29 protein-coding genes and 1 pseudogene are annotated in these 24982 nt (G+C 40.7%); 19 read left to right on the top strand and 11 right to left on the bottom strand.

The annotated features are described in order from the left end of the window. Positions 1-54: 54 nt before the first annotated feature. From ACVHUV_RS14790 to ACVHUV_RS14775, 4 genes are all read left to right on the top strand, one after another. Positions 55-1194, top strand: a complete 1140-nt coding sequence (locus tag ACVHUV_RS14790) for an acyl-CoA dehydrogenase family protein (RefSeq protein ID WP_462085127.1) — start codon at positions 55-57, stop codon at positions 1192-1194. 138 nt (positions 1195-1332) lie between these two features. After that, complete coding sequence (cccA, locus tag ACVHUV_RS14785; RefSeq protein WP_317942170.1) at positions 1333-1710, top strand: cytochrome c550; 378 nt, start codon at positions 1333-1335, stop codon at positions 1708-1710. A gap of 114 nt (positions 1711-1824) precedes the next feature. Further along, positions 1825-2523 carry a tRNA (adenine(22)-N(1))-methyltransferase gene (locus ACVHUV_RS14780; protein ID WP_462085126.1) on the top strand — a complete coding sequence of 233 codons (699 nt, stop codon included), beginning with the start codon at positions 1825-1827 and terminating at the stop codon, positions 2521-2523. Then, a complete protein-coding gene (locus ACVHUV_RS14775; RefSeq protein ID WP_462085125.1) occupies positions 2520-3641 on the top strand; it encodes a Nif3-like dinuclear metal center hexameric protein in 1122 nt (373 codons plus the stop codon). The genes ACVHUV_RS14780 and ACVHUV_RS14775 overlap by 4 nt, the downstream gene beginning before the upstream one ends. A gap of 119 nt (positions 3642-3760) precedes the next feature. Here the strand turns inward: ACVHUV_RS14775 and ACVHUV_RS14770 are convergent, their stop codons facing one another. Both ACVHUV_RS14770 and vrrA read right to left on the bottom strand, forming a co-directional pair. Continuing rightward, complete coding sequence (locus ACVHUV_RS14770; protein WP_462085124.1) at positions 3761-4741, bottom strand: 4-hydroxy-3-methylbut-2-enyl diphosphate reductase; 981 nt, start codon at positions 4739-4741, stop codon at positions 3761-3763. Positions 4742-4808: 67 nt separating this feature from the next. After that, positions 4809-5249 carry a VrrA/YqfQ family protein gene (gene vrrA, locus ACVHUV_RS14765; protein WP_317942166.1) on the bottom strand — a complete coding sequence of 147 codons (441 nt, stop codon included), beginning with the start codon at positions 5247-5249 and terminating at the stop codon, positions 4809-4811. Positions 5250-5360: 111 nt separating this feature from the next. Between vrrA and ACVHUV_RS14760 the strand changes: the two genes are divergently transcribed. Then, positions 5361-6662 carry a DEAD/DEAH box helicase gene (locus ACVHUV_RS14760; RefSeq protein WP_371389526.1) on the top strand — a complete coding sequence of 434 codons (1302 nt, stop codon included), beginning with the start codon at positions 5361-5363 and terminating at the stop codon, positions 6660-6662. Next, on the top strand, positions 6652-7557 hold the full coding sequence (locus ACVHUV_RS14755; protein WP_462085123.1) for a deoxyribonuclease IV: 906 nt from the start codon (positions 6652-6654) through the stop codon (positions 7555-7557). Before ACVHUV_RS14760 ends, ACVHUV_RS14755 begins: the two co-directional genes overlap by 11 nt. Positions 7558-7622: 65 nt before the next feature. Here the strand turns inward: ACVHUV_RS14755 and ACVHUV_RS14750 are convergent, their stop codons facing one another. Continuing rightward, positions 7623-7871 (bottom strand): hypothetical protein, encoded by a 249-nt coding sequence (locus ACVHUV_RS14750; protein ID WP_371389528.1) that lies wholly within the window; start codon positions 7869-7871, stop codon positions 7623-7625. A 147-nt stretch (positions 7872-8018) separates the two neighbouring features. Between ACVHUV_RS14750 and ACVHUV_RS14745 the strand changes: the two genes are divergently transcribed. From ACVHUV_RS14745 to ACVHUV_RS14735, 3 genes are read left to right on the top strand one after another with little or no spacing between them, the layout of a single operon-like run. Continuing rightward, the gene (locus ACVHUV_RS14745) at positions 8019-8783 is read left to right on the top strand and encodes a metal ABC transporter ATP-binding protein (protein WP_462085122.1); all 765 of its coding nucleotides are present in this window, start codon (positions 8019-8021) and stop codon (positions 8781-8783) included. Between the two features lie 2 nt (positions 8784-8785). Continuing rightward, on the top strand, positions 8786-9652 hold the full coding sequence (locus tag ACVHUV_RS14740; RefSeq protein ID WP_462085121.1) for a metal ABC transporter permease: 867 nt from the start codon (positions 8786-8788) through the stop codon (positions 9650-9652). Beyond that, a complete protein-coding gene (locus tag ACVHUV_RS14735; protein ID WP_462085120.1) occupies positions 9649-10065 on the top strand; it encodes a Fur family transcriptional regulator in 417 nt (138 codons plus the stop codon). Before ACVHUV_RS14740 ends, ACVHUV_RS14735 begins: the two co-directional genes overlap by 4 nt. Positions 10066-10118: 53 nt before the next feature. On the opposite strand, the gene ACVHUV_RS14730 is transcribed toward ACVHUV_RS14735, so the two are convergent. The 4 genes and pseudogenes from ACVHUV_RS14730 to ACVHUV_RS14715 form a co-directional block, all read right to left on the bottom strand. Next, positions 10119-10706 carry a 5' nucleotidase, NT5C type gene (locus ACVHUV_RS14730; RefSeq protein WP_462085119.1) on the bottom strand — a complete coding sequence of 196 codons (588 nt, stop codon included), beginning with the start codon at positions 10704-10706 and terminating at the stop codon, positions 10119-10121. Beyond that, positions 10703-11826 (bottom strand): annotated as a pseudogene (gene ispG, locus ACVHUV_RS14725) (flavodoxin-dependent (E)-4-hydroxy-3-methylbut-2-enyl-diphosphate synthase). Before ispG ends, ACVHUV_RS14730 begins: the two are co-directional and overlap by 4 nt. An 89-nt stretch (positions 11827-11915) precedes the next feature. Further along, positions 11916-12242, bottom strand: coding sequence for a protein YqfZ (gene yqfZ / locus ACVHUV_RS14720; protein ID WP_317942157.1), 327 nt, complete (start codon positions 12240-12242; stop codon positions 11916-11918). Positions 12243-12286: 44 nt separating this feature from the next. Beyond that, positions 12287-12790 carry a DUF1189 family protein gene (locus tag ACVHUV_RS14715; protein WP_462085118.1) on the bottom strand — a complete coding sequence of 168 codons (504 nt, stop codon included), beginning with the start codon at positions 12788-12790 and terminating at the stop codon, positions 12287-12289. Between the two features lie 204 nt (positions 12791-12994). On the opposite strand from ACVHUV_RS14715, the gene ACVHUV_RS14710 reads away from it, so the two are divergent. From ACVHUV_RS14710 to ACVHUV_RS14695, 4 genes are all read left to right on the top strand, one after another. Then, on the top strand, positions 12995-14626 hold the full coding sequence (locus ACVHUV_RS14710) for a Na/Pi cotransporter family protein (RefSeq protein WP_462086923.1): 1632 nt from the start codon (positions 12995-12997) through the stop codon (positions 14624-14626). A 6-nt stretch (positions 14627-14632) separates the two neighbouring features. Further along, complete coding sequence (locus ACVHUV_RS14705; protein ID WP_317942155.1) at positions 14633-15118, top strand: DUF456 domain-containing protein; 486 nt, start codon at positions 14633-14635, stop codon at positions 15116-15118. An 84-nt stretch (positions 15119-15202) separates the two neighbouring features. Further along, on the top strand, positions 15203-15805 hold the full coding sequence (sodA, locus tag ACVHUV_RS14700; RefSeq protein WP_317942154.1) for a superoxide dismutase SodA: 603 nt from the start codon (positions 15203-15205) through the stop codon (positions 15803-15805). A 105-nt stretch (positions 15806-15910) separates the two neighbouring features. Continuing rightward, entirely contained in the window at positions 15911-18097 is a 2187-nt protein-coding gene (locus ACVHUV_RS14695; protein WP_462085117.1) for a peptidoglycan D,D-transpeptidase FtsI family protein, read from the top strand. 124 nt (positions 18098-18221) lie between these two features. Here the strand turns inward: ACVHUV_RS14695 and ACVHUV_RS14690 are convergent, their stop codons facing one another. Next, entirely contained in the window at positions 18222-18680 is a 459-nt protein-coding gene (locus ACVHUV_RS14690; protein WP_462085116.1) for a hypothetical protein, read from the bottom strand. Then, positions 18677-19033: a hypothetical protein gene (locus ACVHUV_RS14685; protein ID WP_462085115.1), complete on the bottom strand. Its 357-nt coding sequence runs from the start codon at positions 19031-19033 to the stop codon at positions 18677-18679. Before ACVHUV_RS14685 ends, ACVHUV_RS14690 begins: the two co-directional genes overlap by 4 nt. A gap of 173 nt (positions 19034-19206) precedes the next feature. Between ACVHUV_RS14685 and rpmG the strand changes: the two genes are divergently transcribed. The 5 genes from rpmG (at position 19207) to ACVHUV_RS14660 (ending at position 23618) form a co-directional block, all read left to right on the top strand. Next, positions 19207-19356, top strand: coding sequence for a 50S ribosomal protein L33 (gene rpmG / locus ACVHUV_RS14680; protein ID WP_317942150.1), 150 nt, complete (start codon positions 19207-19209; stop codon positions 19354-19356). Between the two features lie 60 nt (positions 19357-19416). Then, entirely contained in the window at positions 19417-20001 is a 585-nt protein-coding gene (locus tag ACVHUV_RS14675) for a 5-formyltetrahydrofolate cyclo-ligase (protein ID WP_317942149.1), read from the top strand. Continuing rightward, positions 19994-20188 carry a YqgQ family protein gene (locus ACVHUV_RS14670; RefSeq protein ID WP_371389536.1) on the top strand — a complete coding sequence of 65 codons (195 nt, stop codon included), beginning with the start codon at positions 19994-19996 and terminating at the stop codon, positions 20186-20188. The genes ACVHUV_RS14675 and ACVHUV_RS14670 overlap by 8 nt, the downstream gene beginning before the upstream one ends. Positions 20189-20514: 326 nt before the next feature. Then, positions 20515-22380: an LTA synthase family protein gene (locus ACVHUV_RS14665; protein WP_462085114.1), complete on the top strand. Its 1866-nt coding sequence runs from the start codon at positions 20515-20517 to the stop codon at positions 22378-22380. Positions 22381-22517: 137 nt separating this feature from the next. Continuing rightward, a complete protein-coding gene (locus ACVHUV_RS14660) occupies positions 22518-23618 on the top strand; it encodes a YqgU-like beta propeller domain-containing protein (protein ID WP_462085113.1) in 1101 nt (366 codons plus the stop codon). Between the two features lie 49 nt (positions 23619-23667). Here the strand turns inward: ACVHUV_RS14660 and ACVHUV_RS14655 are convergent, their stop codons facing one another. Continuing rightward, on the bottom strand, positions 23668-23850 hold the full coding sequence (locus ACVHUV_RS14655; protein WP_317942145.1) for a DUF2759 domain-containing protein: 183 nt from the start codon (positions 23848-23850) through the stop codon (positions 23668-23670). 162 nt (positions 23851-24012) lie between these two features. Here ACVHUV_RS14655 and ACVHUV_RS14650 point away from each other — a divergent pair, with 162 nt between their 5' ends. Next, entirely contained in the window at positions 24013-24648 is a 636-nt protein-coding gene (locus ACVHUV_RS14650) for an MBL fold metallo-hydrolase (RefSeq protein WP_462085112.1), read from the top strand. 43 nt (positions 24649-24691) lie between these two features. Here ACVHUV_RS14650 and ACVHUV_RS14645 read toward each other — a convergent pair whose 3' ends face one another. After that, positions 24692-24934, bottom strand: a complete 243-nt coding sequence (locus ACVHUV_RS14645; RefSeq protein WP_317942143.1) for a DUF2626 family protein — start codon at positions 24932-24934, stop codon at positions 24692-24694. Positions 24935-24982 lie beyond the last annotated feature (48 nt).

The following is a 24982-nucleotide window of genomic DNA, read 5'->3' as shown; positions in this document are numbered from 1 at the left end:
TGCAATTTTCGGTATAATAGAAATGTAAGCGTTAACAAATAGGGGGTCTGTACGATGAATTTCGATTTGACAGATGAACAGCTCATGATTAAAAAGATGATGAGGGAGTTTTCAGACGAAGTAGTTGCTCCGGGGGCCATCGAACGGGATAAAACGAAACATTTTCCTGTCGATATTTTTAAAGAGTTGTCTAAAATGGGGATGATGGGACTTCCGTTTCCTGAAAAATATGGGGGAGGCGGTGCGGATACAACAAGTTTCGCAATTGTCACAGAAGAATTGAGTAGAGCCTGTGCTTCAACTGGCATTACGTATTCTGCGCATATATCTTTAGGTGGTGCGCCTCTTCACTTGTTTGGCACGGAAGAACAGAAACAGGAGTACTTGGCGCCAATTTGTAAAGGTGAATCATTTGGAGCTTTTGGATTGACTGAACCGAATGCTGGGTCTGATGCGGGGGGGACACAGACGACTGCTAAAGAAGATGGCGATGATTTCGTCATTAACGGCTCAAAAGTCTATATTACAAACGCGAGTTACGCCAAACATTTAGCAATTACTGCGATCACTGACAACACCAACGGTAAAAAAGAAATCAGTGCCATTATTGTACCGACGGATGCAGAAGGTTTCACGGTTATTGATAACTATGAAAAAATGGGCTTGAATGCATCCAATACAACTGAATTAGTGTTAGACAATGTATGTGTACCGAAAAAGAACTTATTAGGTACACGGGGTCATGGATTTAGACAATTCCTCGTTACATTAGATGGCGGCAGGATTGGAATAGGCGCTATGGCTGTAGGAATTGCTCAAGCTGCCTATGAACGTGCGCTCCGCTACTCTAAGGAACGGAAACAATTTGGAAAGACGTTGTCGGAATTCCAAGTGACGCAATTTAAACTTGCAGATATGGCGATGAAAATCGAATTGGCTCGAAATTTGGTCTATAAAGCGGCTTGGTTAAAAGATCAAGGCCGACCATTCACGAAAGAAGCAGCGATGTGTAAGCTGTATGCTTCCGAAATTGCAATGGAAGTCGCAGACGAAGCAATTCAAATACATGGTGGCTATGGGTATATGAAGGAATATGAAGTGGAACGATATATGCGTGACGCCAAATTATTAGAGATTGGTGAAGGAACGTCAGAAGTGCAACGTATGGTAATTGCTCGACAAATTGGTTGTTAAGGAAAAAGTTTGTCCAAATTGTCACAAACAATTAAATGTACAGTGATAACTCTTTCAGTTTTTCTCACTATACAGTACAATGTTAGATGTGCACTGTATACTTTTACAGAATAAATCCTGAAAAAGGAGGGTAATTCGATGAAAAACAATCCTGTTGTACCTTATATCCTAATTTTCGCACTAGGATTGGGCCTAATTTTCTTCATGTCCCTTTATGGTATCGAGCAGAAAGAAGAGATCGCTGGAGCAGATGAAGAAGGAAAAACGGAAGAAAGCAATGATGGAGCAGCTTCTGAAGATTTTGATCCTGAAACCTTCGTACAAGGACAATGTATCGGCTGCCATGGTGGCGATTTAGCTGGTGGTATGGGACCTAGCCTAGTCGGTCTGTCAGATTCCAAAGAAGAGATTCATGACATCATTAAAAACGGTCAAGGTGGAATGCCACCGTTCGGAGGTAAAATCTCAGACGAGCAAATCGACCAATTGGCTGAGTATATCCTAACACTTAAATAAGCCTATGTAAGAGCTAGCAGGACTGGAATTCCATTCAGTCCCGCTAGCTTTTTCATTTCTGGCATTACACAGCTAAATGCCTTACAATAAGAGCATTGGAAAGGTGGGGATCATTTGAATTCCGAAAAGTTATCAAATCGATTGATGGCCGTTGCATCATTCGTCGAATCGGGAGCGATTGTCGCAGATATTGGAAGCGATCACGCATATTTGCCATGTTTTTTGGTGAATGCCGGCAAAATCAATAAAGCAATAGCGGGTGAAGTTGTAAAAGGTCCCTATGAATCCGCTGTGAAAAATGTGAAGAAAAACGGTTTGGACAATGCAATTACCGTTCGTCTAGCAAATGGTTTGCATGCAATTCAAGAGGCGGACGCTGTTGACACAGTGACGATTGCTGGTATGGGTGGTCCTTTAATCGCTTCGATTTTAGAGGAAGGCTCTTCCCAATTGCAAACGGTCTCCCGAATTATTGCACAACCAAATATTCATGCGTTGGCGATTCGTCAATGGGCAATAAAAAACAACTGGAAGCTTGTTGATGAGGAAATTATTAAGGAAGATCATAAAATCTATGAAGTGCTTGTCCTTGAACGAGGTGAGGCTTCCTATAATGAGGCAGAAATGCTTGTAGGGCCATTTCTAGCGAAAAAAAGATCATCTGTCTTTTTGGAAAAATGGGAACGGGAACTTGTGGAGTGGCAACGGATCGTTCAAGAATTACAACAAGCTGGAGAAAGCTCCAACATTTTAATGAAAAAGCGCGAACTACAAACTAAAATTGACTTGGTGAGGAGTGTACTGTCACGATGAAAAAAGTGAATGGGCATGAAATCATTTCCCTCTTTGAGCAATGGTCGCCAAAACGGTATGCAGAAGACTGGGATCCTGTTGGTTTACATATTGGACAGTTAAACAGAACTGTTCAGAAAGTATTAGTAACGTTAGATGTCAATGAAGCAGTTGTTGATGAAGCGATCGAACAAGGGGCAAATCTTATCATTGCACACCATCCACCAATTTTTCAGCCGCTAAAGCATATTTGGACAGACACACCCCAAGGTCGATTAATCGAAAAATGTATAAAAAACGATCTATCTGTTTATGCAGCACATACAAATTTGGATGTCGCACCTGGTGGGGTCAATGATTTGTTGGCGCATAAGCTCCAATTACGCCAGTTAGAGGTGATGAAGCCGACCGTATCAGATCCATTGTACAAATTAGCCGTATTTTGTCCAGCGGATTATGCGGATGATTTGCGGGAAGCGTTAGGCAATGCCGGTGCGGGCGCACTAGGAGATTATGCTGGTTGCAGCTTCAGTTCGACAGGTATAGGTCGATTTACACCGATCACCGGTGCAGATCCATTCATTGGGAAAGTCGGTAAAAGTGAAAGTGTCGCGGAAGAACGAATTGAAGTCATACTTCCTGGACCAATAAGAAACAAAGTATTACAAGCAATGCTCGCTGCACATCCTTACGAAGAACCTGCCTACGACTTCTTCGTGCTCGATCAACGAACGGAGCAACTAGGTTTAGGCAGGGTCGGTGTATTGGAGGAAACAATGAGCCTTAAAGAGTTCGGGAGCTATGTGAAAAGTGTACTAGATGTTCCAGCGATCCGGCTTGTTGGTGATCCAGACAAACAAGTGAGGAAAGTGGCCGTATTAGGGGGCAGTGGAAGTAAATATATTCGAGCTGCTAAAAGGAAAGGCGCGGATGTTTTCGTATCGGGTGATATCGATTTTCATAGCGCACAAGATGCCGAATTAATGGACTTAGGAATTATCGATCCAGGCCACCACGTAGAAAAAGTAATGATTGAAGGTGTCGCAAAGAGAATGCAAAAGGAATGCACTGATAAAGGATTTGACGTAAGGTTCATCCAATCAGCCATCGATACTGAACCTTTTACATTCCTTCAGTAAATCTTTCTAAACCGATGAAATAGAATCATTGGAACGATATGGAATGACATGACGTTGTTACGTAATCATAAAAACGAGCTGTCCCGTCGGTATTTCACCGTAGGGACAGCTCTTCTGTATCATTCGTTTGATACATAAGGTTCAATTCGTTTGACAGGTTCAGGATTTTTGATTTTTGGTAAAATCCGGTTCAAAGTGAATTTTCTTTCTGGAATATGTGTCGCTGGATCTGCCGGGTCAAATTGTTCAAGGAAATTAATCACTTCACGCACGATGAGTGTCGGTGTAGAAGCCCCAGCAGTGACAGAAACAGTTTCTACTCCTTCTAACCAGGCAATATCAATCTCGGAGACATCCGAAATTCGATAGGATGGTGTATTCGCAATTTCAACAGAAACTTGTGTTAACCGGTTCGAGTTATTACTCTTCGGATCGCCAACTACGATGAGAAGATCTGATGCTCCTGCTTGTTCAGCAACGGCTTCTTGTCGAACTTGCGTGGCGAGACAGATCTCTTTGTGCACTTCAATGTGTGGGAATTTCTCTTTTAACGCATCCATGATGTGCTCAACATCCCATTGACTCATCGTTGTTTGATTCGTAACGAGGAGTTTCTCATTGTGGAGATTTAGTTGCTCAACGTCTTCCATCGTCTCAATGAGATGGACTGCGTGTGGTGCAACACCAATCGCACCTTCAGGTTCAGGATGGTGTTTTTTTCCGATATAAATGATATGATAACCTTCTGCGGTTTTTTCTCTAATCAGATCATGTGTAACCGTTACGTCAGGGCACGTCGCATCGATAGAAACGAGTCCTTTTCGCCGAGCGAGTTCACGTACTTCAGGTGAGACGCCATGTGCCGTGAAAATAACAGTACCTGTCTCCACTTGTTCAAGTATTTCTAATCGATTTGGACCATCGAGTGTAATGATTCCATCTTCTTCAAAAGCGTCTGTTACATGTTTATTATGAACAATCATGCCTAGTATATAAATAGGTCTCGGCAACGTTTTGTCGAGTGCCGCATTTCTTGCAATGACCATTGCATCGACAACCCCGTAACAATAGCCGCGCGGGGAAATCTTCATTACTTTCATTTATTCCACACTCCTCAACAGGGATCTGTCTCCATTATAGCGGAGTTGAGGAACTGATTCAAAGTTATTAATTAGGTGGCTGAAAAATGCGAGGGCCTGAACCGCCTGCCAGATTACTTAATGCAGATCCTGCCGCTGATGCACTGCTTGGCGTCCCACTAGCTGGTGTAGCGCCTGCGTTCGGTAATGACTGGAAGCCTTTGTACAATCGCCACATTGCCGGCAAGTTTTGAACCATTGGCGCCATTTGTTGGACGAGTGGTGCGAATTGTTGGGCAGTGTTTAAGAACTGATTGGCCGTTTGCATGTACATTTCCATTTTGTTTGTATTCTTTTGACCGGCATTTTGTGAAGGCGGGCCAAACTGGTTTCCAGTTGGAGCCCCATAGAATTGTCTTTGCGGCATGTCGTAATTTTGGATAGGCTGTGGTCCGTACGGAATGGTTTGCCTCATCGCAACGGGAGGAGACTGATTTGAAGCAAATGGATAAAAAGATTCGTATCTCATAGGTAACCCCTTTCTATTCGTCATTGTGATCTTTCACAATATATACTATGCCAAAATCGCATACGACGGAACGGAATCATGATACAATAAGAAAACGTTAGGAGGCATACAATGTCTAAATTTACAGATTATCAATTTAAACCGTTTTTACGTGAAGCAATTGAACAATTAGGTTTCACATCCCCTACACCGATACAAAAAGAAATGATTCCATTGATCCTAAAAGGCACGAATGCAATTGGACAAGCCCATACCGGAACAGGAAAATCTCACAGTTTCCTCATACCAATCGTAGAACGGCTGGATGAACAGAAGGATGAATTACAGGCGGTTATCACTGCACCTACAAGAGAACTGGCAATGCAGTTATTTGAGGAATTGAATAAGATGATTGCTAAGACTGCTATTAAAAGTTCGCTGTTGATTGGTGGCACGGATAAGCAGCGTGCAATGGATAAGTTAAAGTCAAATCCGCATATTATTGTCGGTACACCAGGACGTATCCGTGATATGGCTGAAAATAAAGCATTAGCGATTCATACGGCTTCCATTCTTGTCATCGATGAAGCAGACCTCGCTTTTGACATGGGATTCATCGAAGATATCGATCAATTTGCTTCGAAAATGCCGACTGATTTAGAAATGTATGTGTTTTCTGCGACGATTCCAGAAAAACTAAAACCTTTCCTCTCAAAATACATGGAAAGCCCTGTGCATGTACAAATAGGTGATAAAAAACCTTTAACAGAAGGAATGCACTACTCACTCGTTCCCGTGAGAAGTATGGATCGAAAAAAGAAACTGTTGCATATCGTTCAGTCGATTAATCCCTATTTGGCGATTATATTTACGAACACAAAACAAAACGCTGATCAACTTGCCGATTATTTGGCCGATCAAGGCATTAAGGCAGGCAGAATTCACGGTGATTTATCACCTCGTGAACGGACACGGATGATGAAACAAGTCCGTGATCTCGACTATCAATTTATTGTGGCGACTGACCTTGCTGCTCGTGGAATCGATATCCCGGGTGTCAGCCATGTCATTAACTACGAATTACCCGATGACTTGGAATTTTTCATTCACCGCGTAGGGCGTACTGCACGTGCAGGATTGGAAGGCAATGCCATCACACTTTATGAGCCATCCGAGGATGATAAAATCGTTCAAATTGAAAAACTCGGCATACCGTTTGTGCATGAAGATGTCAAAAACGGCGAGTGGTTTGAAGTGAAAGAACGCAATGCTCGTAAAAAGCGTGTCAAAGAAACAGACGAATTGGACCGTAAAGCTGCATCTTATGTACGTAAACCTGACAAAGTAAAGCCGGGCTATAAAAAGAAAATGACAAAAGAGATGGAGAAATTTAAGAAGAGGGAAAGGAGATTGAAACGGAAAAATGGGAAATGATCAACCGCTACTGTTAGGATCACATGTTTCAATGAGTGGCAAAAAGATGTTGCTTGGTTCAAGTGAAGAGGCACTCGGTTATGGGGCATCCACATTTATGATTTATACGGGTGCTCCGCAAAATACAAGAAGAAAACCAATTGAAGAACTGAATATTGATGCAGGCTTGCGTCATATGCAGGAAAATGGCATGGCCAATATCGTCGTGCATGCTCCTTACATTATCAATATCGGCAATACGACGAAACCCGAAACTTTCCGATTGGGTGTGGATTTCTTACAAGAAGAAATTAGACGAACAGCTGCACTTGGCGCAGATCAAATCGTCCTTCACCCAGGTGCGCATGTCGGAGCGGGGGCTGATGCAGGTATTGCTAAAATTATCGAAGGATTAAACGAAGTACTGTCTGAAGATGCGAACGTTCGAATTGCTTTGGAGACGATGGCGGGTAAGGGTAGTGAGTGTGGTAGAAGCTTTGATGAGATTGCAAAAATTATCGATGGTGTAACGCATAACGAACGCTTGTCTGTCTGTTTTGATACATGTCACGTCCATGATGCAGGTTACGATATTGTCAATGACTTCGCAGGTGTACTTGCACAATTTGATGAGATAGTTGGTAAAGATCGTATTTCGGTCATCCATGTCAACGACAGTAAAAATGAACGTGGTGCCATGAAAGACCGACATGAAAATATAGGACATGGGTATATCGGTTTTGAACCGTTATCGTATATTGTCCATCATCCAGATTTCAAGCACATACCGAAGATCCTGGAAACACCATTTGTCGGTACGGATGCAAAAAACAAACGTGCTCCATATGAACAGGAAATCGCTATGCTCAAAGCGAAAAAGTTCCAACCGGAATTACGGGAACTTCTACTCGTTTAATGTTTATGGATTGACACCTCACTCGTTCCGTGAGGTGTCAATCCAATTTACATTCGACTAGTAGTTCAAATCCTGTCTAAATATTGCCTGAACAATTCCTCGCCTTTTTTATCTCCGACAGCAGCCTTCACTTTTGAGATGAAGCTCTCCGGAACGCCAGTAAACAACCAATGAAAAGAAATTTCGTCTAGCAATGGCCGTAAAGCTTGTATTTCTCTGATCGATAAATCAATACCATATCGATCTGCTAACTGTTTTGCCTCTGCATCACTTTTCATTTTAATTTCATTTACAAATTGCAAATAGTCCAACATCCATCATTCCTTCTCAAATATTTGTATACATAAGAAACTTCGTTTATACTTTTACAAGTAATAGTAATCGTTCCTGTTTACTAGCAAGCTGTTACGTGATTCGAGCGAATTGCGTTAAATGAGGAGTAAGATAGAGAGGGTTATCGCATGACCAACACAATTATTGAATGCTCAAATATTAGTTTTACCTATGAACAATCTACAGTTCTCGATTCTATTTCCTTGAAAGTGAACGAAGGGGAGTTTTGGGCGCTCATCGGTCCAAATGGTTCTGGAAAATCTACCTTAATCAAAATCATTTTAGGGTTATTACAACCGGATCAAGGGCGTGTAAGACTGTATGGGGAAGATGCCGCTTCTTTTAGACAGCGTGAAAAGATTGGTTATGTCTCCCAAAAATCCAATTCTTTTAATGCTGGTTTTCCAGCGACAGTACTTGAAGTCGTCAAGAGTGGCCTTACGCGTAAAGTAGGTTTGTTTAAAAACTTCACGAAGGCAGACGAAAAGCAGGCATTGGAAGCCTTGAAAATTGTTAAGATGGATGCCTACGCTGCATCAAGTATCGGCGAATTGTCCGGTGGGCAGCAGCAGCGAGTTTTCATCGCACGTGCATTAGTCGGCAATCCTGAATTACTCATTATGGATGAGCCAACTGTGGGTATCGATCAAAAAAATGTTGCTTCGTTCTATTCTATGCTCAATGACTTAAACCGTGAACACGGTATTGCAATCCTACTCGTGACACATGAAATTGACTTAGTGACAGAGCTTGCTTCCCATGTTGCATGCCTCAATCGAACAATTCATTTTCATGGTCCTCAAGCGGCTTATCAGCAGATGGATAATCGAGAAATTTCAAATTGGTATGGGCATCCAGTTCGTCGTGTTCATTCGTCGAAGAAGGAGGCTTGACGATGCTTTCAGCTATATTATCCTATGAGTTTTTGCAAAATGCTTTCTTGTCTGGGCTAATTATTGGGGTGATTGCACCACTTTTAGGCTTGTTCATCGTCGTCAGAAGACTTGCGCTCATTGCGGATGCATTAAGTCATGTTGCGCTGGCGGGTATTGCAGGTAGCCTTTATTTAAGTCAGACGGTGCTGTTCTTTGCTCCATTGAATCCAATTTATTTAGGAATGGCTACAGCGGTAGGAGGCTCTTTGTTAATCGAAAGGTTAAGAGGGGCTTATAAAAACTTTGAAGAACTTGCAATTCCGATTATCCTTTCAGCAGGCATTGGGTTCGGCGCAATCTTTATTTCACTGGCTAAAGGGTTCGGCTCTGATTTAGTCGGTTATTTATTTGGCTCCGTTTCGGCAGTGAGTCGACAAGATTTAGGGATCGTTCTAATTATTGCAGTTGTCGTCATCGCTTTTATTTGGATCTTTTACAAAGAGTTGTTTGCATTATCTTTTGATAAGGAGTATGCGCGTGTCTCGGGCGTGAATGGAAAAGTGATTCAAACGGTGTTTATGATAATTGTGGCGCTTGTCATTGGCGCTTCAATGAGAATAGTCGGGATTTTACTTGTTTCTTCACTAATGACATTGCCAGTTGCCGCAGCGATTCAATTAGCGAAAAGTTTCAAAGGGGCTATGTTGTATTCCATCGTGATTGGAGAGTTATCTGTTTTAATCGGCCTTTTTGCAGCCTATCATCTGGACATTGCACCAGGAGGAACGATTGTAGTCACCTCCATTGTGCTATTATTACTAGTGCTGGGTTGGAATAAATTCAAAGGGAAGAAGCCAACTCGGAAAGTGAGAGGGGAATTTGTATGACACTTGATGAGGCATGGAGAATTTTACAAGCAAACCAATTTAAACGAACGAAAAATCGGGAAACGATCTTAGAATTTTTTGCGGATAAAGATCGCTATTTGACAGCGATGGAAGTTCGGAATTTTATGGCAATCGATAATCCTGGAATTAGTTATGACACGATTTATCGAAACTTGACGACTTTTGCGGAACTTGGCATTTTGGAGGAGACGGAATTGAACGGCGAGCGGCACTTTCGTATGCAATGCGATCACGGTGTCCATCATCATCACTTCATTTGTACGGATTGTGGCAAAACGAGAAGTATTCCACATTGTCCGATGGAAGAGATCTCTGTCAATCTACCTGGTTATGCAGTTGAAGGGCATAAATTCGAGATTTACGGAAAATGCCCATTATGTATAGAAGCATAGTATGTGAACAATAAAAAGTAGAGAACGGACAATTACGCCGCTCTCTACTTTTTTTATTTGTTCATAAGTTGTTCGGTTGGAAAGTGCTTTTTAATCCATTCATCTGCTTCTTGCCAGCTGTGTACTCGAATGACACCTTCAGGAATCGGTTGACGGTTATAAGGTGTATCGAAAAGCAACACCGGAATCGATAGTGCCTCGTGGATATCTACGGCATTATCGTGCTTATCTTCGAAGAATGCATCCACGTTGAACTTTTTCGCCGTCTCGACTTTGTGATGACTGCCAATGAGTTCGATGTGATCGAAAGGAATCGCTTGCTGTTGAAACCAGTTATGTGTGCAGTCCATGACATTTTCACCGCGAGCAGAAATATAATACAACTCGTAATGCTGTTGCCAGTCGGTTAATATCATCTTTGCATACTCCTGAGCAGGTGATGTCGCATAGATGGTAGATTCCGCTTGCTTGTACCACGTATAGAATTCTTCTTCTGTGATAGGAAAAGCTTTTGTTAAATCATATTCAACGATATCGTCTAACACAAGATTACAGCCGAATTGCTCATTGATATGCGGTAACAGGGACGTCGGGCACGTGACAGTTCCGTCAATATCAATGCCGAAACGAAATTTCCTCATTCAGTTGCTCCGCTTTGTAGAAGTAGCTCTTCTTGTCGTTTCTTTTCAAAGTATTCCTCTGCTAGCTTATCGATTTCCATCTTCAGTTCTTCAACCATTGTTTCTTCAGGCACTTTCCGAACTGTTTTCCCTTTCATGAAAAGTAAACCTTCCCCACGTGCGCCTGCAATGCCGATATCCGCTTCTCGTGCTTCTCCTGGTCCATTAACTGCGCAACCGAGTACCGCTACTTTAAGTGGTGCTTTAATCGTTGAAATGTACTCTTCAACTTCATTTGCAATGGAAATTAAATCGATTTCAATTCGACCGCACGTTGGACATGAAATAAGTGTTGCTGCGTTGGAAGAGAGACCGAATACTTTTAACAACTCACGGGCAACTTTAACTTCTTGGACTGGATCCGCACTTAATGATACGCGGAGTGTGTTCCCAATACCTGCAGATAATAATGTTCCGAGCCCGGCAGCACTTTTAATTGATCCAGCAAATAACGTTCCTGACTCAGTGATGCCTAAGTGGAGCGGATAATCAAAAGCAGCCGCCGCTTTTTTATAGGCTTCGACTGCCAAATTCACGTCAGAAGCTTTCAAAGATACGATAATATCGTGGAAATCAAGATCTTCTAGTATCTTAATGTGATGCAAAGCACTTTCCACCATACCGTCCGCTGTTGGATAGCCGTATTTCTTCAAAATATGTTTCTCAAGGATCCTGCATTTACACCGATACGTATTGGGATTCCTTTTTCTTTTGCAGCTTGAACGACCGCTTCCACTTTTTCTTTTCGGCCGATGTTGCCGGGATTAATGCGGATTTTATCAGCACCTTGTTCAATTGCAATTAACGCTAATTTGTAGTCAAAATGGATATCCACTACAAGAGGGATGTTAATGCGCGCTTTAATTGCTCCGATTGAGTATGCAGCACGCTCGTCAGGACAAGCGACACGAACAACTTGGCAACCTGCTTCTTCGAGGCGTAAGATTTCTTCAACCGTTGCGTCGACATCATGTGTTTTTGTCGTCGCCATACTTTGAATAAAAAGCTCGTCACTGCCACCGATTGTCAAATTACCAACACGGACTGGACGGGTCTTCGATCTGTGTATCATTTCATTCATCAACATTCTCTCCTTAAAAAAACGATAATACTAGAATCTATTTTACCAATCAATGTGTTGAAAAGACAAGAGAGACCGCTCAATGCCCATTATTTGCAATTTGTTAGGTGTGTTTCTGTAAGTGGGAGCTTAATGGATAAACCACCTACAAGATCTTGGTTTTGTAAATGCGGATTAAGGGAATAGAAAATTGATAACCTTTCAACAAAGGATACGTCGCCATCTGGGTACATCGCAAAGAGGGTCTCAATTGTATCACCTTCAATTGTCTTGACGGGAATATAGTCTACGGTTGTTTCTTGACACGGTACTTCATCGCCAAAAAAGGAAGCGAGAGTGATTGTCCCATCAAACAAATCAACACGTATAATGTGAAAAATAATAAACAACACGACAGCAATGCCAAATGTACGCATGAACATCCCTCCTTTTACACTATATGCGTCAAAGAGGGAAGTATTCATTTTACTGTTTTTGGATAATACTTGAGTGCAAAGGCGATATAACTTATATGAATGATGGACGTTAGCCATGCACTAAAAGTTTCGGTCATTGGAAAGAAATCAAGAATCATTGTCAGTAAAAGGGGAAGGGTAATGGCTACGGCAGTCGTTCGCCATATGAAACGATATTCCACTCTCCTGCGAAACAACATCCCAAGCAACATGCCGAATGCGGCGAACAGACTAATTCTGACAAATACATAAAAAGTCGCGATGACGAACTGAAACACAATCGCAATTGGATAAAGCAAACTACCGATCGTTTGACTGTATGCTTCCAATTCAGGCGATGCTTCAAATAAACCACCATCTCCGAGCAAGTATCGTATAAAAGAGATCAGCGTCATCGTAAAAATGAAATAAAAAATATACCGGATTACACGGCCAATTGGAAGCAGACGGAAAGCTGCTAATTTCTTTGGTGCAGACACGCCTGCAAGGAACAAATGTCGAAATGTCACAATGGTGCTACCTCCTTCTGTTTACTATCAGTTTACCACCTTCAGTAACTCGTTTGTTGGCTGGCAGATTCGACAGAATGATGACAATTTCTGAGTCGAATGTTAAGGGAATGTAAAGATTTGCGCACGACTATTTACAATTCGTTAATAATATCAACATAATAAGGGTGCGTATTATTAAGCATGATGGAGGTTGACAGTTTGATGGAAGTGAATTGGCAAGAAATGCTGTTTCAATTTGTAGGAGGTCTTGGGATTTTCCTATTCGCCATAAAATATATGGGAGACGGTCTACAAAAGGCTGCTGGAGACAGATTACGATCTATTTTGGATCGCTTTACAACGAATCCGTTCATGGGCGTACTTGTGGGGATCATTGTAACAATCTTAATCCAGTCTAGTTCTGGAACGACCGTAATTACTGTAGGTCTTGTAAGTGCTGGTTTCATGACATTACGACAAGCGATTGGTGTCATAATGGGTGCCAATATCGGTACGACTGTAACTGCATTTATCATTGGATTGGATGTAGGCGCATATGCATTGCCAATCATGGCAGTTGGTGCATTTCTCATCTTCTTCATAAAAAAGAACAGCATTAAAAACTTGGGGGAAGTCATTTTTGGATTCGGTGGACTATTCCTCGGTCTCGAACTGATGAGTGCAGGGATGAAACCACTTCGTTCACTTGAAGTGTTCACAGACTTTACACTTGCAATGAGTGAGCATTCTATACTCGGAGTTGTTGCAGGGACAGTGTTTACTTTAATTGTCCAAAGTTCAAGCGCAACGGTAGGAATTTTGCAAGGGTTATATGCAGAAAACCTTGTAGACCTCAATGCTGCACTTCCAATTTTGTTCGGAGATAATATCGGGACAACGATAACTGCAATTTTAGCTGCTATCGGAGCATCCGTAGCTGCAAGAAGAGCAGCTGCTACACACGTACTATTCAACGTTGTCGGCGCGATTATTTTCCTGTTGCTACTTCATCCGTTCACATTGTATATCGAATGGATTTCAGGCGTATTAAACTTGGAAAGTAAAATGCAAATTGCATTTGCACATGGAACATTCAACGTCATTAACACATTAATCCAATTTCCATTAATTGGAGCGTGGGCTTTATTTGTAACAAAAATTATTCCAGGTAAAGATGTAACGATCGAATACAAACCGAAGCATCTAGATCCGAACTTCATCAACCAATCACCTTCTGTTGCGATTGGACAAGCGAAAGAAGAGATTATCCGAATGGGTGATTTTGCGGTCCAAGGAATGCAAGAGACATTTGAATATTTAAAGACAAGCAATAAAAGACATGCAGAAACGGCTTATCAAATAGAAGATGCCATTAACAATTTAGATCGAAAAATAACGGATTATCTCGTTGATATTTCAGCTGTGAATATTTCACCAATTGAATCAGCACGCCACGTTATGCTCATGGATACGGTACGTGACATTGAACGAATTGGTGATCATTTTGAAAATATTATTGAACTGATTGATTTCCGTGAAGTGAACCGTGTTAAATTGACGCCGGATGCATTAGAAGATTTAACAGAGATGTTTACATTGACAATTGAAACTGTGGACAAAGCGATTCGTTCACTCGATATGAATGATGTTGAGCTTGCGAAGACCGTTGCTGAACAAGAAGACTTGATCGATAAGATGGAACGCAAATTTAGAAAAAATCATATTGTGCGTTTGAATGGTGGAAATTGTTCTGCGCAGGCAGGTATTGTATTTGTCGATATCGTTTCCAATTTGGAGCGTATCGGAGACCATGCCGTTAACATTGCGGAAGCAATTTTAGGAAAGCGAGTGTAAACGACAATGGAAGTGATCGGCTGGATTGTTACGATCGTTATGTTTATCGTTGCTTTTGCGGGATTAGTCTATCCGATCATTCCATCCGTAATTTTCATCATCGCTGGATTTCTATTATACGGATGGATTGTATCGTTTGAAGAACTTACTTGGTTGTTTTGGGTGATTCAAATTCTATTTGTCATCTTACTTTTTGGCGCAGACACACTTGCGAATCTTGTCGGTGTTAAAAAGTTCGGTGGGTCGAAGGCAGGGATGTGGGGAAGCACGATTGGTTTGCTCGTCGGTCCATTTGTCATACCGGTTGCTGGAATCCTAATTGGTCCTTTTATCGGTGCTGTACTTGCTGAACTGATTGTTTCGAGGTCTGGACTGAAACAATCACTCCTAACAGGGATTGGCTCATTGGTTGGCTTTTTAACATCTTTTGTCACGAAAGGTGCGATTATGCTCCTAATGATAGGGATTTTTATCTTCTTTGTTGCCATATAATTCATTTGAATTGAATGGCTTTAGAAATTTTGCTATCGTTAACATTGTAGGATAAAAACCAATCTATCGAGGAGGAATGGACAAATGGCTTACCAATTACCTGAGCTACCATACGCATATGATGCATTAGAGCCTCATATCGACAAAGAAACAATGAACATTCACCACACGAAACACCACAATACGTATGTAACGAATGTGAACAATGCATTGGAAGGACATGCAGATTTAGCATCTAAATCTGTTGAAGAACTCATTTCGAATATGGATGCAGTGCCTGAAAACATTCGTACAGCTGTCCGTAACAATGGTGGCGGTCATGCAAACCACTCATTCTTCTGGAAAATTCTATCTCCAAATGGTGGCGGTGCGCCAACTGGTGAACTTGCAGAAGCAATTGACAAGAAATTCGGTAGTTTTGATGCATTTAAAGAAGAATTTGCAAAAGCTGCTGCAACGCGCTTCGGTTCAGGATGGGCATGGCTTGTTTCCAACAATGGAGAACTTGAAATCATGTCAACACCAAACCAAGATTCTCCGTTAATGGAAGGAAAAACGCCAATTCTTGGATTGGATGTTTGGGAGCATGCATACTACCTAAACTATCAAAACCGTCGTCCTGATTATGTTTCAGCGTTCTGGAACGTTGTAAACTGGGATGAAGTCGCGAAAAACTATCAAAAATAATTGTTAATCGGCAACCAAGCATACATCCTTTTCGTCAGGATGTATGCTTTTTTATATTTTGAATGCTATAATTCATAATGAACTTATTATGTAAGGGGATTACCAATGAAGAAGTCGATGCGCAAAACGGATCAAGCAAAAATCCGACAACGTAAACATATTGCTTTCAGGATGAATCTATTGTTCTTTTCGATATTCGTCCTATTTTCATTGCTCATTTTCCGACTTGGCTATTTACAAATTGTCAAAGGGGATGACTATAGAAGAGGCTTAGAACAAAAAGAAGAAATATCAGTGAACACGAGTGTACCTAGAGGAAGAATTTATGACCGTACAGGTAAAGTCTTAGTGGATAATCATCCGATGAATGCCATTACATATACAAAAACCTCCTCCACAACAGCAAAGGAAATGTACCAAATCGCTGAAAAGCTATCACAATTAATTGAGCAAGATACGAAACGGGTCACACTCGGTGATAAGCGGGATTTCTGGATTTTATTGCACAGTGAAGAAGCGGAGGCGAAAGTAAGTCGTAAAGAGATTGAGCAAATTAGTGAAGACGGTGTATCGAAAAAAGAAATCCAACGAGAGATTAATCGCCTTACACGCGAACGAATTACAGACGAAGAGTTGAATTCTTTTACGGATCATGAATTGGAAGTACTGGCGATCTATCGAGAAATGATGTCAGGTTACGCGTATTCACCGCAAATCATTAAGAGCGGGAATGTGACACCAGAAGAGTTTGCAGCCGTCTCAGAACGACTTGATGAGTTTAAAGGTGTGAATACGACAACTGACTGGGAACGTGTGAAATTCTCCGATAGTACAATTCTTGGTACAACAACAAGCCCGATCGAAGGCATACCGAGGTCCCATTTGGATTACTATTTGGCAAGGGATTATTCCAGGAATGACCGGGTAGGTAGAAGTTATTTTGAACAGTATTATGAAGAACTGCTAAATGGCGAGAAAAAAATCGTGAAAAACGTTAAGGATCGAACGGGTACTGTCATTGAAACGAAAACTGTACGCGAAGGGGAACCAGGTAAGGACCTTGTGTTGTCGATGGACAGTGAGTTGCAAGAGTCAGTAGAGGATGTAGTGTCATCTAAACTTCTTGAGATGAAAAAAGACCCGAAGGCTGGTTTGTTGGATCGAGCATTTGTAGTAATGATGGATCCGAATAACGGTGAAGTCCTGTCGTTGGTTGGGAAACGACTAGTGAAGGATGAAGACACCGGCAAATGGGAAGTACGTGATTATGCCTATGGTACCTTCACGTCTGCTTACGAAGTAGGTTCTACTATAAAGTTGGCAACTGTATTAACGGGATATAGTGAGGGAGTTCTCTCAATTAATGAGACAAAAATCGATGAGCCGATTTATTTGAGAGGGTCGACAAAACGTTCCCTATTCAATCAGAACGGACGTGTTCAACTGAATGACGTTGTAGCCATTGGTCGGTCTTCAAACGTGTATATGTTCCGTATTGCAATGTCGTTAGGAAATGCAGTATATCGTCCACATATGCCGTTACCGATTGACATGGAAGGGTTCGATAAATTAAGGAACTCCTATGCTTCATTCGGTCTGGGCGTAAAGACTGGAATTGATTTGCCTGGAGAGTATACGGGGGTTACAGGCCGAGAAACTGTCACTGAATCAGGAAAGTTGTTAGACTTCGCGATTGGTCAATTTGATACGTATACACCGTTGCAACTTGCACAATATGTCTCTACTATTGCAAATGGTGGTTATCGAGTTGCACCCAAAGTGCTCAAGGAAATCCGTGAACCGTCTCAAGATGGAAAGACATTAGGTGTGTTGTTACAAGAAACGGAAGCAAATGTCCTAAATCGCATTAACAATACAGCTGAAGAAATTGAGCAAGTTAAAAAAGGGATGGAATACGTCTATTATGGCCCGAATGGTACGGGACGTGGTATTTTTGACGGCGCATCGTACAAGGCAGCAGGCAAGACCGGGACAGCCCAATCGTTTTATTACGGAGATGACCGAAGTAAATATGGGACGCCTTCTGTCAATTTAACGCATGTCGGCTTTGCTCCTGCGGAAAATCCTGAAGTTGCCTATGCGGTTGTTATTCCTTACGGATCCACCCAACGTGATGATTATCGTTACGCCAGTGATGCAATGAAATTGTTCGTTAGAAGTTCGGTCGATACGTATTTTGAGTTGAAAGAGAAGCGTATGAAAGCAAACCCGATTGAAACGACAACGCCGCAAATTGAGCGTGTTGTGGAGGATGAGGGGACTGACGAATAATTTATTTGGTTTGAAATGATGAATAGGAAGCTGTTCGATCAATTTATGATCGTAATAAAAGGCTGTCACAGAAGTTCAGTTGTTACTGGCTTCTGGACAGCCTTTTTAGCAGCTCGCAAGGAGACTAATTTGTTATTAACTTTGCAATTTGTGGGATGTCCATCGATGAATCGACTTCGTATTCCCCGATTTGTATCCGACCGGATAGTTTGTTTTGACTTAAATAATGTTCCAACTCGTTCTTGTTTTCAATAATGCCAGCACGCACAAGTTTGTTTGCGACACTCGTAGAAGTAGAGCCTTGTTCGATCGTTAAAATTGTTTTCGTAATTTGTTGCACTGAATCATTTGGCTTCGAATCGTCCTTCTTGTTTGTGGATGCTTTGCTTTGCTGTTGATCTGCCATAGAGTTGGTTTGAGCAATCGCTAACTCTTTTTTTACCCGTTCCAATTCAGCCGTAACTGCTTTTAAATTGTCTTTGTAAGATGAATCGTCCGCTTGTGTAGATGCATCCTGTGTAAAATACAAGATACCCGCAGCGAGGATACAACCGATGCCAATACTTCTGAATACGTCTTTCATCGTGATGATACACCTCGTGTCTGCAGTACATGCATAACTTCTTCATTGGTTAACGAAGCGCGTTTCGCAATATCGGTTATAGAATAGCCTTGTGCATGAAGGGAAAGGATCTGGTTAACGATAATTTCGTGTATTGGCTTTGTTTTGAGTTGTTTTGAAGGGCTGATAGGATTGACGTCAATGAGCAATTCCTCTTCAACTGCTCGCAGTCTTTTTTTCAATTGATTTGTTTCTTGATGTAGACTAATTGAGATATCTTCTAATTCATCTGCTTGTTTACGTGAATTTTTAAAGAAGAAGGAAACGATAATACATATGATTCCGATGATTAATAAAATTTCTGTAACATTCACTTCAATACGCCTCCGAAAATAGATTGCTTTTTCCCATAGTATCATAAGGAGCATCTGAATGTAATTTGAAACTTTCTTCTTTACATACACGTATGTTATGATACAATAAATAAGTCGTATAAATCATGCTCATATTTAATTTATCTAATTGCCAATGAGTGGGAGGGACAACAATGCGCGTAAATATTACACTTGCTTGCACAGATTGTGGAGAGCGTAATTATATTACAAAGAAAAACAAGCGTAACAATCCGGAACGTCTTGAAATGAAAAAATATTGCTCACGTGAAAAGAAACAAACTTTGCACCGTGAAACAAAATAATCGCTCATGCCAAAACCTTTACCGGTTTTGGTTTTTTATTTCAAAATGGGGGAATACTAAATGGGGAAACAATTTACGCGAACACAAATACTAGAAGTTATGAATGATATAGATAGATTGGCGCATGCCGATCAATCAAGAAAAATTTTTGAACAACTGTGTTTGACAGAAGTTTTTAAGGCGGCTTCAACAGTCGGTATTACGATTTCCAGGTATCCTGAAATTGATACAAGAACGATTATTGAACATGCGTGGGCATTGGGAAAACGAGTTGCTGTACCTCGATGCAATCCATCCACAAAAGAGATGGACTTCAGAATCATCAACTCGTACGATGACCTTGAAGTTGTGTATATGAATTTACAGGAACCAATTATTGATCGATCGGTATCGGTTAGACCGGACGAAATTGACTTGCAAGTTGTTCCGGGCGTCGTATTTGCAAAGGATGGTTATCGTATCGGCTATGGTGGCGGGTATTACGATCGCTATCTATGTGCTTTTCAAGGTAACACGCTTTCATTAGCTTTTGATTTGCAAGTAGTCGAAAAAATACCGATTGAAACATATGATCAACCTGTGGGAAAAATTATTACCGAAACAGCTATTATAGATTGTGAAGCGGTGCGTGAAGAGAATGACTAACTACTTGACTGTATTGCAACTACTAAAACGGTTTGGCATTCACATTTATACAGGTGAAAAGAAGACAGATATAGAGCTTATGATGGCGGAAGTGAAAGAGTTGCATGAAAGTGGCCTACTGATGAAAGAAGACTACTTACAAGCGATTCTTATCTTACGGAATGAGCTGGGTAAAATTAATTCTTGATAGGTTTATCGTAGGATTTACAGAAATTCTCATATTAAAAAATGAAACTTTCTTGTCCCAAATCCGTCTATTATATGTAGTGCAAGACGAGATGCTGAAAAACAGATTTGTCATACGTACAAACAGTCCTTGCATTAACATAATAGACTGGATAGGGATTTCCCGCTGATGGCATGTCAGTAAATGACGCGTCCAACATGGACAGGGAACTCAAAAACGGTTCATTCATGCTGGTCAAAAAAAGGCGCAGCAATACTCTTTTGCAAAAGAACGATAAATAGAATGGTAAGCTGTTTTGATTGATTTACGAAAGGAAGAGAACAAAAATGAAAAAAATAAATTGGCCAAAACATGCCATACTTGTGATTGCCATCATTGCAACTTGGCTAACAACTTATATTGGTTATAAGACTAGTTTCAGCTTGAAAATCGATAATGTGATGCAAGAATTTATATTGTTCATGAACCCACTTAGCTTTTTGTTGTTTGTTTATGGCGCTACATTATTTATTAAGACGACAAAAAAACGGAATATCTACTTGTTTTCAATCAGCTTGATTACATCAATTATTATGTTTAGTAATGCTGTGTTCTATCGTTTTTTCAGTGATTTCATCACGTTGCCAGTATTATTTCAAACAAGTAATTTTGGGGATTTATCATCGTCTGTCTTTGCAAATATGCATGTTACAGATATTTTCTTCTTTACGGATGTTGTAATTGTCGGATTGGCGATTAAATTCGTGAATGAAGCACAAACTTCAACAAGCCAGCGTAAAATTGGACGTAAGCTCTACTTTGTCGTAGCTGCGACAATCTTAATGGTCAACTTGGGGTTATCAGAAGCACAAAGACCGCAATTGCTAACAAGAAGTTTCGATCGGGAATTGCTTGTTAAAAATATTGGTACGTACAACTATCATATTTATGATTTGTTCATCCAGTCAAAGACGCATGCACAACGTGCGTTGGCAGATGGCAGTGAGTTAACGGAAGTGGCGAACTATATTAATGCGAACTATGCTGAGCCGAATCCAGAAATGTTTGGTGCTGCGAAAGGTCGGAATGTCATTTTTGTTTCACTCGAATCACTTCAAAGTTTTGTTATTAACAATGATATGAAAGGTCACGAAATTACCCCTTTCCTCAATTCATTGACAAAGGATCCGGATACTTTTTACTTCAATAATTTTTATCACCAAACGGGTCTAGGAAAAACTTCTGATTCGGAGTTCATTGTTGAAAACTCTTTGTATGGACGCAATGGTGGCGCGGTATTCTTTACGAACAGTGGTAACACGTACAATTCAATGTCTGAAAAACTAGGTGATAACGGCTATTTCACAAGTGTGATGCATGCGAATAACCGAAGCTTCTGGAATCGTGATATTATGTATCAGGCGCTTAAAATCGACAAATTCTATGATGTAGAGAGTTATGAAATCGGTGAAGGCGATGCTGTCAACTGGGGTATGAAAGATATTCCTTTTGTGGAGCAGTCTGTAGAGATGATGAAAGAAATGCCACAACCGTTTTCAACACGTTTGATTACATTGACAAACCATCACCCATTTACATTGGATGAAGAAGATATGATGATTCCAGCTTATGATTCAAATTCACGTACTTTGAACCAATATTTCCAAACTGTCCGATACATGGACGAATCGATTAAAGTCCTGTTTAACAATCTGAAAGAGAGCGGTCTTTATGACAATTCAATCATTGTCATGTATGGAGACCACTATGGAATATCCGAAAACCATAATAAAGCGATGGGTATGTATTTAGAGAAGGAAATTACACCATTTGATAATGTTGAACTGCAAAAAGTTCCTCTATTCATTCATATTCCAGGTTATGGAAAAGGTGAAGTGTCAGATGAGCTAGCAGGTCAAATGGATGTTAAACCAACTGTCTTGCACTTACTCGGCATTGATACAAAAGAAGATATGCAAATGGGATCTGATATTTTCTCTCCAGATCATGAACCATTCGTTATTTTTAGAGATGGAAGATTTGTGACGGAAAATACGATTTATGCACATGAAGTGTGTTATGATAAGAAGACAGGAGAACCAACTGATAGTGGTGCGTGTGAGCCTTATATTGAACGTGCTACAACTGAACTTGGCTATTCAGACTTGATTATCAATGGCGACTTACTCAGATTTACTGAGGAAGATCAATAATAGGTTGTATTGATGAAGTTCTGCACGGGTTCTTTTCCCGTGCAGGCTATTTTTTTGTAATGAATTGCACACGTGTTGTAGATTTGATGGTACATACTAATTAAGCAATGAAAAATTGAATTCGGAGGAGGGTCGCTGTGAAACAATATGCATCTATCTGTTTTTTATTATGCGTACTACTTGCTGGGTGTTCTAAGACAACCGACAACTTAGATGAAAAGATAACCGAAGATGAAAAAATTGAACAGGATAAAGAAATTATTAATGAAGTCGCAGAACAGCGATTGCAAGCAGATCCTTCCGTTTTTCATTTTATTGCTGATTGGCTTACCGATACCGAAATTTTGTATGTTGAAAAAAATGAAGGCAAATACGAAGTGAAGAGCTTCAATATTGAGTCGGGACAACGTAAAGTTATCTTTGAAGATGACGCATTTGTCATAAATGTTTGGGTTCACCCATCGCAGGAATATTTGTTAATTCATACGAGTGATCAGTATGATGCTGCAATTGTAAAGATGCTGTCGTTGGATGGTCGAGTGCTCCATGAAATTGAAATTGCGTCGACAGAGTTAGAAGTACAATGGAATTCGATAGACCCTCAAAAAATCCTTTTTACAGCTTTCCATGAAGATTGGTCCTTTGATATATTTGCATTTGACGGACATCTTGAAGATTTAAAGATTGTCAATGTGGAGGATCCTTTTCCGAAGTGGTTTGGTGAAAAACATATTGTTGCAGCCAAGTTGAATGATCATCCACTGGATGGAGCGCGTGTGGAAAGGGTTCATGTAGAAACTGGCGAAAGAGAAATGCTTAGTGAAAACCATATTGTTTATATGGATACATTTAAGGACTCCATTCTTTTTGTCGAAGCACCGGTTGACGGCTTCTATACGTATAAACTGCAGTCGGCAAATCGGACTGATTTTACAGAATGGAAAATGCCTGCAGTAAGCAATTATTCAGAGTGGGTAGTTCCTGAAATTGAATGGATTAATGAAACGACTGTCGTGCTAACGGGGGGCGAAAAAGAAGGTCAACTAGATGACTTGGCTGGACAGTATAGCCTTTATTTGATTACTGAAGGTCAGTTACAAAAGAAGTTACATGATCTCGATAATGCACCGTTGAAATGTTCACCTTCAGGAAATAAATGTTTAATTGATCATACGTCAGAAGAGCTTGTAGACATGGAGACAAGCAAGCGTTACCGATGGATTGAATTTACAAAATAAAAACATCCTCTGTAGAAATGTGACAGAGGATGTTTTTATGCTTGGCTCATCAATGTACGAGCACTGGTGGATATCCTTGGAATACGATTGTTGCAATTGTAAAGCCGCCAAATATGACAGCAGAAGCAACATTGAACACGATACTAAGTACGTTTCGCTCTTTGAATCCTTGGATTGTACCGATAACAGATAGGATCGCAACGAGCCCAAAAATCACCATTAATAAGTTCATGCGGAAGACACTCCTTTCAACATAGAAAAAATGAATGCCGAATTAGCAATTATTCCTCTTCCATTGTACTGTTTCCTAAACAATTTGTCGAGGTTTATAAGTGACGATTGTTTGAAAATGGCGTATTAATTCATTACTATCATTTATAGGAGGTGTTATAGGATGTTGGAAATAAAGACTTATCCACTTGGACCTATTCAAACAAATTGTTATTTTGTAGGAAATGATAAAGGAGAATACTTAATTGTCGATCCTGGCGAGGAAGGGCAAAAAATACGAACTGAATTGGAAAAGTTGCAAGGAAAACCTTTGGCGATCCTTTTAACTCATGCACATTTCGATCACATTGGTGCTGTTGAAGAAATTCGACGCACTTACCAAATTCCGGTGTACATTCATGAAGCGGAAAAGGATTGGCTAATGGAGCCTGCTTTGAACGGTTCTTCCAGATACCCTGGTTTGCCGCTTGTTCGTAACGAAAAAGCTGATTATTTCTTGGAAGAAGGGGAAATGAAAATCGGTCCATTTCGTTTTGAGGTGCGCCACACTCCAGGACATTCTCCAGGAAGCGTTTCATTCATTTTTCATGATGCCCAAATTGCGGTTGTGGGAGACACGCTTTTTAAACAAAGTATCGGTCGAACGGATTTGCCGGGAGGAGATACACAATTACTGCTTCACTCTATCCACGAAAAGCTATTATCACTGGATGATGAAGTGATCATTTACCCCGGTCACGGACTACCGACGACTCCAGGGGAAGAAAAGGATCAAAATCCCTTTTTGAATGGATTTTAAAGAATTAAAAAAACAGCCGGAGGGCTGTTTTTTGCTTAGAGCATTAGTGTCCTGCACCTGGTACGTGAATGAATGTTGCATAGTAGCTGAATCCTACCATGAAAATCATCAAGTAAGCACCGAACATGTACATATACATACGCTCAGTCAGATTCAAGAATCCAAGTAACAGGAAGAAAATAGTGCTAGCGATGAAGATGACGGAAGCTGGTATCATCCCACCGACAAAAAACATGACAGCGAAAATACCAGTCCAAAAACCACATAGCTTGAACATGTTATCCATAAGTGCGTCCCTCCTTACCATCAAACAATACAAACTTCTCTCATTTAT

It is taken from the genome of Sporosarcina saromensis, from assembly GCF_054901285.1.
This window is presented reverse-complemented; position numbering and strand designations above follow the sequence as displayed.

Excerpts from the sequence above, each read along its gene's own strand:
- ACVHUV_RS14790 (WP_462085127.1), top strand. The coding sequence starts at position 55 with ATGAATTTCGATTTGACAGATGAACAGCTCATGATTAAAAAGATGATG.
- cccA (WP_317942170.1), top strand. The coding sequence starts at position 1,333 with ATGAAAAACAATCCTGTTGTACCTTATATCCTAATTTTCGCACTAGGA.
- ACVHUV_RS14775 (WP_462085125.1), top strand. The coding sequence starts at position 2,520 with ATGAAAAAAGTGAATGGGCATGAAATCATTTCCCTCTTTGAGCAATGG.
- ACVHUV_RS14770 (WP_462085124.1), bottom strand. The coding sequence starts at position 4,741 with ATGAAAGTAATGAAGATTTCCCCGCGCGGCTATTGTTACGGGGTTGTC.
- vrrA (WP_317942166.1), bottom strand. The coding sequence starts at position 5,249 with ATGAGATACGAATCTTTTTATCCATTTGCTTCAAATCAGTCTCCTCCC.
- ACVHUV_RS14760 (WP_371389526.1), top strand. The coding sequence starts at position 5,361 with ATGTCTAAATTTACAGATTATCAATTTAAACCGTTTTTACGTGAAGCA.
- ACVHUV_RS14755 (WP_462085123.1), top strand. The coding sequence starts at position 6,652 with ATGGGAAATGATCAACCGCTACTGTTAGGATCACATGTTTCAATGAGT.
- ACVHUV_RS14750 (WP_371389528.1), bottom strand. The coding sequence starts at position 7,871 with ATGTTGGACTATTTGCAATTTGTAAATGAAATTAAAATGAAAAGTGAT.
- ACVHUV_RS14745 (WP_462085122.1), top strand. The coding sequence starts at position 8,019 with ATGACCAACACAATTATTGAATGCTCAAATATTAGTTTTACCTATGAA.
- ACVHUV_RS14740 (WP_462085121.1), top strand. The coding sequence starts at position 8,786 with ATGCTTTCAGCTATATTATCCTATGAGTTTTTGCAAAATGCTTTCTTG.
- ACVHUV_RS14735 (WP_462085120.1), top strand. The coding sequence starts at position 9,649 with ATGACACTTGATGAGGCATGGAGAATTTTACAAGCAAACCAATTTAAA.
- ACVHUV_RS14730 (WP_462085119.1), bottom strand. The coding sequence starts at position 10,706 with ATGAGGAAATTTCGTTTCGGCATTGATATTGACGGAACTGTCACGTGC.
- yqfZ (WP_317942157.1), bottom strand. The coding sequence starts at position 12,242 with ATGCGTACATTTGGCATTGCTGTCGTGTTGTTTATTATTTTTCACATT.
- ACVHUV_RS14710 (WP_462086923.1), top strand. The coding sequence starts at position 12,995 with ATGGAAGTGAATTGGCAAGAAATGCTGTTTCAATTTGTAGGAGGTCTT.
- ACVHUV_RS14705 (WP_317942155.1), top strand. The coding sequence starts at position 14,633 with ATGGAAGTGATCGGCTGGATTGTTACGATCGTTATGTTTATCGTTGCT.
- sodA (WP_317942154.1), top strand. The coding sequence starts at position 15,203 with ATGGCTTACCAATTACCTGAGCTACCATACGCATATGATGCATTAGAG.
- ACVHUV_RS14695 (WP_462085117.1), top strand. The coding sequence starts at position 15,911 with ATGAAGAAGTCGATGCGCAAAACGGATCAAGCAAAAATCCGACAACGT.
- ACVHUV_RS14690 (WP_462085116.1), bottom strand. The coding sequence starts at position 18,680 with ATGAAAGACGTATTCAGAAGTATTGGCATCGGTTGTATCCTCGCTGCG.
- rpmG (WP_317942150.1), top strand. The coding sequence starts at position 19,207 with ATGCGCGTAAATATTACACTTGCTTGCACAGATTGTGGAGAGCGTAAT.
- ACVHUV_RS14675 (WP_317942149.1), top strand. The coding sequence starts at position 19,417 with ATGGGGAAACAATTTACGCGAACACAAATACTAGAAGTTATGAATGAT.
- ACVHUV_RS14670 (WP_371389536.1), top strand. The coding sequence starts at position 19,994 with ATGACTAACTACTTGACTGTATTGCAACTACTAAAACGGTTTGGCATT.
- ACVHUV_RS14665 (WP_462085114.1), top strand. The coding sequence starts at position 20,515 with ATGAAAAAAATAAATTGGCCAAAACATGCCATACTTGTGATTGCCATC.
- ACVHUV_RS14655 (WP_317942145.1), bottom strand. The coding sequence starts at position 23,850 with ATGAACTTATTAATGGTGATTTTTGGGCTCGTTGCGATCCTATCTGTT.
- ACVHUV_RS14650 (WP_462085112.1), top strand. The coding sequence starts at position 24,013 with ATGTTGGAAATAAAGACTTATCCACTTGGACCTATTCAAACAAATTGT.
- ACVHUV_RS14645 (WP_317942143.1), bottom strand. The coding sequence starts at position 24,934 with ATGGATAACATGTTCAAGCTATGTGGTTTTTGGACTGGTATTTTCGCT.